This is a genomic window from Hafnia alvei (assembly GCF_034424155.1).
In the GTDB taxonomy this organism is placed as follows: Bacteria; Pseudomonadota; Gammaproteobacteria; order Enterobacterales; family Enterobacteriaceae; genus Hafnia; species Hafnia alvei.
Genome location: NZ_CP139992.1, coordinates 2992626 through 3004939, shown reverse-complemented (window position 1 = coordinate 3004939; position 12314 = coordinate 2992626). Strand labels below are relative to the sequence as shown.

At 49.3% G+C, this 12314-nt stretch carries 13 protein-coding genes and 1 pseudogene; 11 read left to right on the top strand and 3 right to left on the bottom strand.

From position 1 onward, the window contains the following. Positions 1–234: 234 nt before the first annotated feature. From folC to hisP, 11 genes and pseudogenes are all read left to right on the top strand, one after another. Positions 235–1509, top strand: coding sequence for a bifunctional tetrahydrofolate synthase/dihydrofolate synthase (folC, locus tag U0008_RS14000; protein ID WP_043494214.1), 1275 nt, complete (start codon positions 235–237; stop codon positions 1507–1509). 15 nt (positions 1510–1524) lie between these two features. Beyond that, positions 1525–2337, top strand: coding sequence for a cell division protein DedD (gene dedD / locus U0008_RS13995; protein ID WP_043494202.1), 813 nt, complete (start codon positions 1525–1527; stop codon positions 2335–2337). A gap of 278 nt (positions 2338–2615) precedes the next feature. Beyond that, the gene (gene cvpA / locus U0008_RS13990; RefSeq protein WP_025797824.1) at positions 2616–3131 is read left to right on the top strand and encodes a colicin V production protein; all 516 of its coding nucleotides are present in this window, start codon (positions 2616–2618) and stop codon (positions 3129–3131) included. A 21-nt stretch (positions 3132–3152) separates the two neighbouring features. Continuing rightward, positions 3153–4670, top strand: a complete 1518-nt coding sequence (gene purF, locus U0008_RS13985; RefSeq protein WP_040046408.1) for an amidophosphoribosyltransferase — start codon at positions 3153–3155, stop codon at positions 4668–4670. Between the two features lie 231 nt (positions 4671–4901). Continuing rightward, a complete protein-coding gene (locus tag U0008_RS13980; protein ID WP_043494209.1) occupies positions 4902–5207 on the top strand; it encodes a type II toxin-antitoxin system HigB family toxin in 306 nt (101 codons plus the stop codon). Beyond that, positions 5208–5588 (top strand): helix-turn-helix domain-containing protein, encoded by a 381-nt coding sequence (locus tag U0008_RS13975; RefSeq protein ID WP_025797828.1) that lies wholly within the window; start codon positions 5208–5210, stop codon positions 5586–5588. Then, the gene (locus tag U0008_RS13970; protein WP_043494199.1) at positions 5585–6160 is read left to right on the top strand and encodes a UbiX family flavin prenyltransferase; all 576 of its coding nucleotides are present in this window, start codon (positions 5585–5587) and stop codon (positions 6158–6160) included. The genes U0008_RS13975 and U0008_RS13970 overlap by 4 nt, the downstream gene beginning before the upstream one ends. Before the next feature lie 371 nt (positions 6161–6531). Continuing rightward, complete coding sequence (gene hisJ / locus U0008_RS13965; RefSeq protein ID WP_040046410.1) at positions 6532–7314, top strand: histidine ABC transporter substrate-binding protein HisJ; 783 nt, start codon at positions 6532–6534, stop codon at positions 7312–7314. Between the two features lie 77 nt (positions 7315–7391). Beyond that, complete coding sequence (locus tag U0008_RS13960; RefSeq protein WP_043494197.1) at positions 7392–8078, top strand: histidine ABC transporter permease HisQ; 687 nt, start codon at positions 7392–7394, stop codon at positions 8076–8078. Next, positions 8075–8791, top strand: coding sequence for an ABC transporter permease (locus U0008_RS13955; protein WP_043494193.1), 717 nt, complete (start codon positions 8075–8077; stop codon positions 8789–8791). The genes U0008_RS13960 and U0008_RS13955 overlap by 4 nt, the downstream gene beginning before the upstream one ends. Before the next feature lie 10 nt (positions 8792–8801). Then, positions 8802–9575, top strand: a pseudogene (hisP, locus tag U0008_RS13950) (histidine ABC transporter ATP-binding protein HisP). A gap of 630 nt (positions 9576–10205) precedes the next feature. Here hisP and U0008_RS13945 read toward each other — a convergent pair. From U0008_RS13945 to yfcG, 3 genes are all read right to left on the bottom strand, one after another. Next, positions 10206–11111 carry a TIGR01777 family oxidoreductase gene (locus tag U0008_RS13945; RefSeq protein WP_043494191.1) on the bottom strand — a complete coding sequence of 302 codons (906 nt, stop codon included), beginning with the start codon at positions 11109–11111 and terminating at the stop codon, positions 10206–10208. Positions 11112–11185: 74 nt separating this feature from the next. After that, positions 11186–11563 (bottom strand): dihydroneopterin triphosphate 2'-epimerase, encoded by a 378-nt coding sequence (gene folX / locus U0008_RS13940; protein ID WP_040046415.1) that lies wholly within the window; start codon positions 11561–11563, stop codon positions 11186–11188. Between the two features lie 101 nt (positions 11564–11664). Further along, positions 11665–12291 (bottom strand): GSH-dependent disulfide bond oxidoreductase, encoded by a 627-nt coding sequence (gene yfcG / locus U0008_RS13935; protein WP_025797844.1) that lies wholly within the window; start codon positions 12289–12291, stop codon positions 11665–11667. Positions 12292–12314: the final 23 nt, after the last annotated feature.

The following is a 12314-nucleotide window of genomic DNA, read 5'->3' as shown; positions in this document are numbered from 1 at the left end:
TCCTCATCTGGTTGTATACCCTCACAATTCGGGTTGCAGAAAGTTGGTTAATGTGTAGATACCTAGGGCATGTAGCGGGATGTACTTTGCGTGATGTATCTAGGGAAAATAGCTTAGCCGATGTGTATGCAGCCTGTCGTCATACGGGTATAGCAGTCTTATATCATAGCCCCATTCGGGGCTTTGTTGACTTCTTGAACCGGTTTGAACGGGACTCATGAACGATCAATGACTATGAACAATCTCCCAATCCCCCAAGCCACCTCGACCTTGAACGAATGGCTGCATTATCTAGAACACCTGCACAGTAAAACGATTGAGCTAGGACTGGATCGCGTCAAACGCGTCGCTGAAAATCTCGACCTGCTCAAACCTGCGCCTACCGTATTTACCGTTGCCGGTACCAATGGCAAAGGCACCACCTGCCGAACCTTAGAATCTATCCTGATGGCCGCCGGCTTTCGTGTGGGCGTATACAGCTCCCCGCATCTGCTGCGCTACACCGAGCGGGTACGCATTCAGGGCGAAGAACTCAGTGAAGCTGACCACTGTCGCTCGTTTGCGACCTTAGAAGCAGGGCGCGGCGATATCTCTCTGACCTATTTCGAATACGGCACGCTTTCGGCCTTGCAGCTGTTTAAACAGTCGGCGCTGGACGTGGTGATCTTGGAAGTCGGCCTCGGTGGTCGTTTAGATGCCACAAACATTGTTGACCCGAGCGTAGCGGTGGTGACCAGTATTGCGCTGGACCATACCGACTGGCTGGGGCCAGATCGTGAAAGTATTGGGCGTGAAAAAGCCGGTATTTTCCGTGCAGGTATTCCGGCGATTGTGGGCGAGCCTGATATGCCGCTGACCATTGCTGAGGTTGCCGCAGAAAAGGGCGCACAGCTTTATCGTCGTGGTGACGACTGGAACTTCAGCGCTACCCCGCGCGATTGGCAATGGCAGGATGCAGATACCACGTGGTCGCATCTTCCGTTACCGAAGGTTCCGCTGCCAAACGCGGCAACTGCGCTGGCCGCGCTGCGTCATTGTGATCTTAAAGTCGATGAAGCGGCGATTCGCCAAGGGCTTGAAACCGCACAGTTACCTGGCCGATTCCAAATTGTCAGCGAGCAGCCTTTGCTGATTTTGGATGTGGCACATAACCCTCATGCGGCAGGTTATTTAGCGGGCCGTTTGCAGCAGTTGTTAGAACAGCGCCCGGCTACGCAGCCACGGCGCGTACGTGCCGTTGTGGGAATGTTGGAAGATAAAGATATTGCGGGCACGCTGGCATGTTTAAAACCGCTGATCGATGATTGGTACTGTGCGCCGCTGGAAGGGCCGCGTGGTGCACCAGCAGAGCGTTTGGCTGAACATCTGGATGAACCAAACGTGTTTACCGACGTCGAAAGTGCATGGCGAAAAGCGATGCTCGATGCAGCTCCGCAGGATATCGTGATTGTTTGTGGCTCATTCCATACCGTTGCGCATGTTATGGCGGTATTAGAAAAGCATCATTAGAAACGGAGAGAGCGAGTGGCAAGTAAGTTTCAGAATCGACTGGTTGGCACGGTCATTATCGTTGCGCTGGGCGTAATCGTTTTGCCCGGACTGTTAGACGGGCAGAAAAAACATTATCAGGATGAGTTTGCTGCTATTCCGCTGGTGCCAAAGCCAGGTGAGGATGATCCTACTGACGTTATTCCTCCGGTAACTCAGCCGCTGAGTGAAACGCCTCAGATACCGCAGGAAGGCGCGAATGCTCAGACGCCGATGGATAATGGTAATGTGCCGACTCAAGACCGTGAAGGCGCAAGCACGGCGGTTTCGCCTAATTCCCACCAAGGGCGTGGAGATATGGTTGAGCTGAAGCCGGTTGAAAGTAAACCGGTGGAAAATAAACCTGTTGAACAGCCAAAACCGGTGAAGAAACCTGTTGAGAAGCCAAAGCCAGTCGAACCGCCGAAAATGGTAGAAGCGAAGCCTAAACCGGTCGAGAAACCTGTTGAACAGCCGAAGCCGGTTGAGCAACCAAAACCGGTCGAACAGCCTAAGCCAGTAGAGCAAACTAAACCAGCTGCGGTGCCGGAGGAAAAAGCACCGGCGGGACAAGCATATGTGGTACAGCTGGGGGCATTACGTAATGCGTCTAAAGCGAGCGAGATTGTGGCCAAACTGCGGTTGTCTGGTTACCGTGCTTATACGGTGCCGGCGTCGCCGGTTCAGGGCGAAATCACTCGTCTGTTTGTAGGGCCAGATGCCTCTAAACAAAAACTACAGTCTGCTTTACCTGAACTTAATAGCATCAGTGGCTTGAATGGTCAGGTGCGCAGCTATAGCGGCAAATAGCGGTTAATACGTGTTCAGAACGTCAATTCATTTAAACAATGAATTGTGTTCGATTTTACAGCAGCTTTGTTCCCAGCAATGAGAGCAGGGCTGTTGTTCTATTTGGATTGATACATTTGGGCGTTGGTTTAGCCGAGGATACTGGCTGAATCTGTGTCAAATTTTTATGAGAATAAAATTTGCGAACAGGAAGGGAAATCCTCTACGCAAACGTTTTCTTTTTCTGTTAGAATTCGCCGCGAACTGGATGCCGAGGCAATTCTTGAATTGGAATAGTCATGGTTTGGATTGATTGGGTCATTATTGGCATCATCGGATTTTCGGCATTAGTGAGCCTGATCCGAGGATTTGTGCGAGAAGCGTTGTCACTGGTTACGTGGGGGGCAGCATTCTTTGTCGCCAGCCATTTCTACACCTATCTCGCTGTCTACTTCACTCGTTTCGAAGATGCGCTGGTGCGTAACGGCATCGCGATTGCAATCCTATTCGTTGCAACGTTGATTGTCGGCGCCATTGTTAACTATGTGATTGGTTCGCTGGTAGAGCGAACCGGATTGAGCGGAACCGACCGCGTGCTGGGCATCTGTTTTGGTGCGCTGCGTGGGGTGCTGATTGTTTCAGCGATTCTGTTCTTTTTGGATACCTTTACCTCGATGGCACAAAGTGCTGACTGGAAACAGTCACAGCTCATCCCGCAGTTCAGTTATATCATCAGGTGGTTCTTTGACTACCTGCAGAGCACGTCGAGTTTCATACCGGAGCATTTGCCTTCTATTCCGCTCCCGCTCCGGTAACGCTGATGAGGAAATGACAACATGTGCGGTATTGTCGGTATCGCCGGTTTTACACCGGTAAACCAGTCGATTTATGATGCGTTAATGGTGCTTCAGCACCGTGGACAAGATGCCGCAGGCATTGTCACTATTGATGCCAATAATGGTTTCCGTTTGCGTAAGGCGAACGGTTTGGTGAAAGATGTTTTTGAAGCACGGCATATGTTACGCCTGCAGGGCAATATGGGTATCGGCCACGTGCGTTATCCAACAGCAGGCAGCTCCAGCGCATCCGAGGCGCAGCCGTTTTATGTCAACTCCCCATTCGGTATTACTTTGGCGCACAATGGTAATCTGACCAACGCGCACGAACTTAAGCAGAAACTGTTTGAGCGTGCGCGTCGCCACGTCAATACCACGTCTGATTCTGAAATTCTGCTGAATATCTTTGCTCACGAGCTGGATCGTTTTGACCACTATCCGCTGGAGTCCGATAACGTGTTTGCTGCCGTGGCGGCGACGCACCAGCAGATCCGCGGAGCTTACGCCTGCGTGCTGATGATCATCGGTCACGGTATGGTTGCTTTCCGCGACCCTAACGGCATTCGTCCCTTGGTGATTGGTAAGCGTGATTTAGAAGATGGCCGTGTTGAGTACATGGTGGCTTCTGAGAGCGTAGCTTTGGATACCTTGGGCTTTGAGTTCATCCGTGACGTGGCGCCGGGTGAAGCGATTTATGTCACTGAAAAAGGGCAGCTGTTTACCCGCCAGTGTGCAGATAATCCGAAGAGTAATCCCTGCCTGTTTGAGTACGTTTATTTTGCTCGCCCAGATTCCTTTATCGACAAAATTTCTGTCTACAGCGCTCGTGTGCGCATGGGGCAGAAATTAGGCGCGAAAATCGCCCGTGAGTGGGAAGATCTGGACATCGACGTGGTGATTCCCATTCCTGAAACGTCGTGTGATATCGCGTTGGAGATTGCACGTATTCTGGATAAGCCATATCGCCAAGGGTTTGTAAAAAACCGCTACGTAGGGCGTACGTTTATCATGCCGGGTCAGCAGGAGCGCCGCAAATCTGTGCGCCGCAAACTGAATGCGAACCGCGCAGAGTTCCGTGATAAAAACGTGCTTTTGGTTGATGACTCGATCGTGCGCGGCACCACATCACAGCAAATTATGGAAATGGCGCGTGAAGCAGGGGCGAAAAAAGTTTATTTAGCTTCTGCTGCACCTGAAATCCGTTTCCCTAACGTGTACGGCATTGATATGCCAAATGCGAATGAGCTGATTGCGCATGGCCGCGAAGTGAATGAAATTGCCAAAATCATCGGTGCTGATGGTTTGATTTTCCAAGATCTCGACGATCTGATCGAAGCAGTACGTGAAGAAAATCCCGATATCGAACAGTTTGAATGCTCGGTATTTAACGGGATTTACGTGACGAAAGATGTGGATCAGGGCTATCTGGATTACCTGCAGTCCCTGCGCAGCGATGATGCAAAAGCGATGCGCGGTCAGGAAGAAGCAGAGAATCTTGAGATGCATAACGAAGGGTAATTGCTGCTGTAAGTAGAGTTAGGGTTTTGCATCAGATTCTTAGTTGCTGCTCGCATTTACTTGCATTGACAGCGCGATAGCTGGCCCATAAATTACAAATACACTAATGCCTCGCATGAAGAAATTTACGTTGAAGTAGATTTTCATCATGCGGGCTTTTTTTTGCCTTGTTATAGTCCCAATATGGGATATAATTCACTTGTCCTAAAATGGGACATCATGGATGTTATAATGCGGATAATCGCAATAGGGTGTTTAAAATCGTTTTGGGAACGGTATCCTGAGGTCGAGCAGCCGTTAAGGTCATGGATTGATGAGGTAAAAAACGCTGAATGGACAATGCCAAGTGATATTAAGCGCCTCTATTCGACGGCCAGCGTACTGAAAGGTCGCCGAGTTGTTTTCAATATTAAAGGGAATGAATATCGTTTAGTCGTTGCGATTGCCTATCAGTACCAGTCAATTTATATCAAATTTATCGGTACACATCGGCAATATGATGCAGTTGATGCTAACAGTGTAGAAATGGAGTGGTAGATGAATATTCGCCCCATCCGTAATGAACAAGATTACAAAGCTGCGTTGAAAGAGGTATCGCCCCTTTTTGATAATCCTCCAAAACCGAACACGCCTGAAGGGGATAGTTTTGAAGTTATGCTTACTCTGATAGAAGCATATGAGTCTAAACATTTTCCAGTTGATCTTCCCGATCCTGTTGAAGCAATCAAGTTTCGCATGGAGCAATCTGGTTTGACAGTTCGCGATCTGACTGCGGCGATTGGCAACCCAAATCGAGTGTACGAAGTATTAAATCGTAAACGTAATTTAACGTTACCGATGATCCGACGGTTACACACGCTGTTTGGCATTCCTGCCGAATGCCTGATTAAATCTGCAAAAGTAGGCCAACACTCATGAAACGTTTAATTATTGGTATCTCTGGTGCCAGCGGTGCAATCTACGGTGTGCGTTTACTGGAAGTGCTGCAGGGTGTGCCTGATATCGAAACTCATCTCATCATGAGTAATGCCGCTCGCCAGACGTTGGCATTGGAAACCGATCTGCAGTTGCGGGACGTGCAGAGCTTAGCCGATGTAGTTCACGATTCGCGTGATATTGCCGCCAGCGTTTCCTCGGGATCGTTCAAAACAGCGGGTATGGTTATTCTGCCTTGCTCAATGAAAACCCTATCAGGTATTGTTCATAGCTATACGGACAATCTGTTAACCCGTGCAGCCGACGTGGTGTTGAAAGAGCATCGTCGCTTAGTGCTTTGTGTGCGAGAAACGCCGTTGCATCTGGGGCATTTGAGAATGATGACGACCGCTGCCGAATTGGGGGCCATTGTTATGCCACCGGTCCCCGCGTTTTATCATCGCCCGCAAACGCTGCAAGATATTATCGATCAAACCGTCAATCGTGTTATCGATCAGTTTGATATTGAAATGCCTGAAGATCTGTTCACCCGCTGGGGCGGTGAGCATAAATAATAGTAACACTCGTGCAACATTAGTGCATTTTTGCAACATTGATCACCTTTGGTGCATAAAGTCTGCTTTTCCCTCTCCTGAACCTGTCGTTTTGCTATTGCTGCTCTATCTTTGCTAAAGCGAGGCAGAGTAGCTCACTCCTCTGAAGACGGTTGTGTCGCGTTGTGCTGCGTATTCTCAGCGTCATTCGTGCTGAACGTTTCGCCGTGAAATGCGGTATGGCATGAAACCTGCTAAAGATTTCGGTGCACGCCTCGCTTGCAAGCCTATAACAATTTTAAGTCTAACCATTGAGTTCGACACGCTGCCTCACTGCGATGCAGTCAACACAAAAACATCACGACCATAAACCGTTTTCTTGAGGGTAAAGTATGAAGAAGCATGTCCTAGCGGTATCTCTGTTTTTGGCGATGGTAGGTTCTTCCAGCGTGTTTGCTGCGGTTCCCGATCATATCCGTGTGGGTACCGATCCAACCTATGCACCGTTTTCCTCTAAAAATCCGCAAGGTCAGCTCGTTGGGTTTGATATTGATTTGGCTAAAGAGCTGTGCAAACGAATCAATACTCAATGTACTTTCGTGGAGAGCGATTTTGACGCGCTGATCCCTTCACTGAAAGCCAAGAAAATTGACACCATCATTTCCTCCCTGTCGATTACCGAAAAACGCCAGAAAGAAATCGCTTTCACTGAAAAGCTCTACGCGGCAGATTCTCGCCTCGTGGCAGCAAAAGGGTCGCCGATTCAGCCTACCTTGGAATCTCTTAAAGGTAAGCATGTAGGCGTATTGCAAGGCTCAACGCAAGAAACCTATGCCAACCAGCATTGGCGTCCGCAAGGCGTTGACGTGGTGCCTTATCAAAATCAGGATTTAATCTACGCTGACTTAGCCGCGGGCCGAATTGATGCCGCGTTTCAGGATGAAGTTGCTGCAAGCGAAGGCTTCTTGAAACAGCCAGCCGGTAAGGATTATGCGTTTGCGGGGCCTTCTGTAAAAGATAATGCCATTTTTGGCGTGGGTACCGGAATGGGCCTGCGTAAAGATGAAACGGATTTGAAAGTCGCCTTGGATAAAGCCTTCGATTCAATGCGTAAAGATGGCACCTACGATAAGTTCGCCAAAAAGTATTTTGATTTTAACGTTTACGGCGGTTAATCCGAGGTTAGGCACCCTCCGCTTTGAGGCGGGTGCCTATGGGTTAAGTGGTACGCTATGAAATGGCAGGTTGAATAATGCTACAAGGCTACTCCCAACTAATTCTTAATGGTGCCCTCGTTACGCTGGAGCTGGCCGTGAGCTCGGTGCTGCTTGCCGTTGTAATCGGTTTAATTGGGGCCGCCGCCAAGCTCTCTCGTTCATCCGTCCTTGCGACGATCTTTGAAGGTTACACCACGCTAATTCGCGGTGTTCCCGATCTGGTATTAATGCTGCTGATCTTCTACGGCCTACAGATGATGTTAAATCAGCTGACCGATTCATTGGGTTGGTCGCAGTTTAATATCGATCCGCTGGTTGCCGGAGTGATCACGCTGGGTTTTATCTATGGTGCCTATTTTACCGAAACTTTTCGCGGCGCATTTATGGCGGTGCCAAAAGGCCAGATAGAGGCTGCGACCTCACTCGGTTTTTCCAACAGCAAGATTTTCCGGCGTATTTTGTTTCCTGCGATGATGAGATATGCCCTGCCAGGGATTGGTAATAACTGGCAGGTGATCCTGAAAGCGACGGCGTTAGTTTCATTGCTTGGCTTAGATGATTTGGTCAAAGCCACTCAGATTGCAGGCAAGGGAACTTGGCAGCCGTTTTACTTCGCTATTGTGGCTGGCGTGATCTATCTGCTCTTTACCACGCTATCGAACGGCGTGCTGTTGCTGCTTGAGAAACGTTATTCAGCGGGCGTGAGAAGGGCCGAGCTATGAACGAGATTATTCATGAGTATTGGAAATCATTGCTCTGGACCGATGGTTTTCGTTTTACAGGGATCGCCATCACGCTGTGGTTGCTGATTGCCTCGGTAGTGATGGGGGGCGTACTTGCGGTTTTGCTTTCCGTGGCGCGAGTTTCACCGAACCGTTGGGTTTCAACGCCGGTTTGGTGCTTCACATGGGTATTTCGCGGTACGCCGCTGTATGTTCAGCTGTTGGTGTTTTATTCAGGCATGTACACGCTGGAGATTGTGAAAGGAACCGAACTGTTGAACGCGTTTTTCCGCAGCGGGCTTAACTGTACGCTGCTGGCATTAACCTTGAATACCTGTGCCTATACCACGGAAATCTTTGCTGGAGCGATCCGTGCGGTGCCGCATGGGGAAATTGAAGCCGCTAACGCTTATGGGTTTTCACGTTTTAAACTTTACCGCTGCATCATTTTGCCATCGGCATTACGCACGGCGTTACCCGCGTACAGTAATGAAGTCATCCTGATGCTGCATTCAACGGCGCTGGCGTTTACTGCCACTGTGCCGGATTTGCTCAAGGTCGCACGGGATATCAACTCTGCAACTTATCAACCCTTTACCGCATTCGGTATTGCCGCAGTGCTGTATCTGACCATTTCTTATGTGCTCATTCGGCTGTTTCGTAAAGCGGAAAAACGCTGGATGGCGCACGTGAATCCTTCGTTAACTCACTGAGCTGCCGTTTATGAATCCAACAAAACTTAACGTTATCGAATTGCATAAACGCTATGGCGATCATGAAGTGCTTAAAGGCGTGTCACTGACCGCTCAGGCAGGCGATGTGATTAGCATCATCGGATCTTCCGGATCGGGGAAAAGCACATTTTTGCGCTGTATTAATTTTCTGGAAAAACCGAGCGAAGGATCGATTGCTATCAACGGTACTGATATCGGCTTAGTAAGAGATACTGACGGTCAATTAAAAGTGGGTGATAAAAAGCAATTACGCTTGCTGCGTACGCGTTTGACGATGGTATTCCAGCATTTCAATTTGTGGAGTCACATGACGGTGTTGGAAAACGTGATGGAAGCGCCGATTCAAGTACTTGGGCTTAGTAAAGCAGAAGCACGCGAGCGGGCTATTCGCTATCTGGAAAAAGTGGGGATTGATGAAAGGGCGCGAGGTAAATACCCGATTAATCTTTCTGGCGGTCAGCAACAGCGAGTGTCCATCGCCCGTGCATTAGCAATGGAGCCTGAGGTGCTTTTGTTCGATGAGCCAACGTCTGCGCTCGATCCTGAATTGGTTGGTGAGGTGTTGCGTATTATGCAAAAACTGGCCGAGGAAGGAAAAACGATGGTGGTTGTGACGCATGAAATGGGTTTTGCCCGTAATGTCTCTAGCCACGTCATCTTTTTGCATTAGGGCGTGATTGAAGAACAGGGGCCACCGGAGTTGGTATTTGGCAGCCCGAAGAGTACGCGGTTGCAGCAGTTTTTGTCGGGGGCAATGAAGTAGGGGCAATGATTGTTTATATGGCTAAGGTGAAAGGCTTCGTTTGCTGATGACATCCAGACCCTTTTATGTAATCGCTGTGAAAGGTTTCGTACGCCTCTTAACATTTGCGTTTTTATGAAGCAGTTGGCGTAGGCGTCCGACGAAAGGTTGCCAGCGCGCAACCTCTCGACTCTCGCGCTTTTTACCGAGTTGTTTGACCGACCGGTTTCGGAGCGTACATCCTGTACGCCCTCAACCTGCCACCAGCGTCCCTGCTGGTGGCTCTAAAATGTATCCTTTCAACATGAAAAGACGAAAGGCATTTTTGCCTTCTTGTCTTCTTGTCTTCTTGTCTTCTTGTCTTTTTTATTTTTTTGATAGTTTAAGTCTTGGTAGTGAGAGCGGTGAAAACAGGATGTTTTCACTAGGGGAGGAGGCGCCAAGGATGGCGCATGCCGACCCGGCGCGGAGATAGCATCTCGGATAAAAGCGCGAGGATTGAAGGGGCGCGCGCTGGCGCCCCTCATCGGTCGCCTACAACTCAGTTTATATGTGAATGCCGTTATGAAAAGGCGAACGAAACCTTACACAATAGCAGCATACACACTTGGCAGATGAAACCATTCAGAGTTCTAGAAAGTATTTTTACGCCTAAAACTCCTTCCCCAACACATTCCTTAACGCATCTTCCAACTCGAAATACCTGAACCTAAATCCAGCTTCTTCCAGCCGTTTGGGAATAGCTCGCTGTCCGCTGAGGACTAGCACGCTGGCTTCACCCATGAGGGTTTTTATCGCAAATGCAGGGGTACGGACCACCGTAGGGCGACCCAAAATCTCGCCTAATGTGGCGATAAATTGTTCATTGTGAACGGGATAGGGCGAAGTCATGTTGAACGGGCCGTTGAGCGTTGGGCACTCCAACAAATAGAGAATGGCGTTGACCATGTCATCAATGTGGATCCACGGCATATACTGCCGGCCATTGCCCATTTCACCGCCTAAACCGAGGCGGAAAAGAGGAAGCATTTTACTTAATGCGCCGCCGTCGGGCGCAAGAACGATGCCCGTACGCATTAGACAGACGCGTGTTTTGTCGCTGGAAGCTTGTAACGCAATGCCTTCCCAGCGTGCGCAGAGATCGTGGGTAAACTCATGATGCGGGGTATCGTCTTCGGTGACCAACGCTTCACCTTGGTTGCCATAATATCCCACGGCCGAACCTGATAGCAGCGCAGAAGGTGGCGTAGCGCTGTTATGAATCAGTTCAACAAGACGCTCGGTAATATCCCAACGGCTATGACAAAGACGCTGCTTTTGCTCTTCCGTCCAGCGTTTATCTGCGATGGGCTCACCGGCCAGATTAATCACAGCGTCGTAGCCGTCCAGCGTTGAAAGCGCTTCCAAAGACGTTACGTAGTGAACGTTATCGCCGAGCTTTTCCCTCGCTTTCTGCGGATCGCGGGTTAAAACCGTGAGCTCGTGGTGCAGCGTCAACAGACGTTGGCAAAGAGGTTTGCCGATAAGCCCCGTTCCGCCAGTGATAAAAATACGCATAAGCCTTCTCCAAGATCAGGGATATGTCTATCCTTCACCCTTGATATAACACGAGTTATTTAGGGTATATGTCGCTATTCACTCGCTTTACGGTAGCGCATGGTCATCGAGACGGAATCTGCATAGCGCAGGGCGTAAAGCTTATCGACCTCTACTTCAGCATAGGTGACCCAGTGGTGTTCACAAGCGATGTTGAGGACATCCTGAGTTAATTTTTCCAGCAGTGCGAAACGATTATCCTCAACGTGGGCAATGATGCGTTTCGTGATCGTACGATAGTTAAGCGCGTCGGCAATATTCTCGCTTTTCCGCGCCTGTTCTGCTGGGTAATGGATCACAACGTTGATAACAACGTCTTGTTTATTCTTGATTTCTTCTTCTTTTATCCCAATGAAAGTGCGCAGCCGCAGGTTTTTAATACGAATAATGGCATCAGGCTGTAAAAAGCTCATAGGGTGTCCTTATCAAATGCGATGTCGCATTCAGCATACAGGGAAAGCATAACAATGATAATAGAGAAGAAGCGGCCAGCATGAGCGCTGGCCTCTGTCGGTTAGTCTTGCGACAAACTGTAAGCTTTCTTCGTTGCAGGACGGGCGGAGATGCGTTCAAACCAGTTACGTACGGCAGGAAAATCTTCTAAGTCAATACGCTGACGGGCGTGTGGTACCACCCACGGATAAATCGCCATGTCTGCGATGCTGTATTCATCGCCCGATACATAGGCATGCTTTTTCAACTGTTTGTCGAGAACGGTATAGAGGCGTTTAGTTTCAACCTGATATCGTTCAATAGCATAGGGAACGGGCTGAGGCGCGTAGTGATTGAAGTGATGATTTTGCCCCAGCATTGGTCCAAAACCGCCGACTTGCCAGAACAACCACTGTAGCGTGGCGGCACGTGAGCGTAATTCTTGGCTCATGAATCTGCCGGTTTTTTCTGCGAGATAAAGCAGTATTTCACCTGATTCAAACAGGCTCAGGGGGGCGCCACCATCTACGGGTTGTCGGTCTACGATGGCCGGAATTTTGTTGTTAGGAGAAATGGCCAAAAACTCAGGTTTAAACTGATCGCCAGCGCCAATGTCGACGCGATGAATTTGATAGGCAAGGCCAGATTCTTCGAGGAAAAGAGTAATTTTATGGCCGTTTGGGGTTGGTGCGTAATACAGGTCGATCATGATGTCTCCCAGAAAAATCAAGC

Excerpts from the sequence above, each read along its gene's own strand:
- folC (WP_043494214.1), top strand. The coding sequence starts at position 235 with ATGAACAATCTCCCAATCCCCCAAGCCACCTCGACCTTGAACGAATGG.
- cvpA (WP_025797824.1), top strand. The coding sequence starts at position 2,616 with ATGGTTTGGATTGATTGGGTCATTATTGGCATCATCGGATTTTCGGCA.
- purF (WP_040046408.1), top strand. The coding sequence starts at position 3,153 with ATGTGCGGTATTGTCGGTATCGCCGGTTTTACACCGGTAAACCAGTCG.
- U0008_RS13980 (WP_043494209.1), top strand. The coding sequence starts at position 4,902 with ATGCGGATAATCGCAATAGGGTGTTTAAAATCGTTTTGGGAACGGTAT.
- U0008_RS13975 (WP_025797828.1), top strand. The coding sequence starts at position 5,208 with ATGAATATTCGCCCCATCCGTAATGAACAAGATTACAAAGCTGCGTTG.
- U0008_RS13970 (WP_043494199.1), top strand. The coding sequence starts at position 5,585 with ATGAAACGTTTAATTATTGGTATCTCTGGTGCCAGCGGTGCAATCTAC.
- hisJ (WP_040046410.1), top strand. The coding sequence starts at position 6,532 with ATGAAGAAGCATGTCCTAGCGGTATCTCTGTTTTTGGCGATGGTAGGT.
- U0008_RS13960 (WP_043494197.1), top strand. The coding sequence starts at position 7,392 with ATGCTACAAGGCTACTCCCAACTAATTCTTAATGGTGCCCTCGTTACG.
- U0008_RS13955 (WP_043494193.1), top strand. The coding sequence starts at position 8,075 with ATGAACGAGATTATTCATGAGTATTGGAAATCATTGCTCTGGACCGAT.
- U0008_RS13945 (WP_043494191.1), bottom strand. The coding sequence starts at position 11,111 with ATGCGTATTTTTATCACTGGCGGAACGGGGCTTATCGGCAAACCTCTT.
- folX (WP_040046415.1), bottom strand. The coding sequence starts at position 11,563 with ATGAGCTTTTTACAGCCTGATGCCATTATTCGTATTAAAAACCTGCGG.
- yfcG (WP_025797844.1), bottom strand. The coding sequence starts at position 12,291 with ATGATCGACCTGTATTACGCACCAACCCCAAACGGCCATAAAATTACT.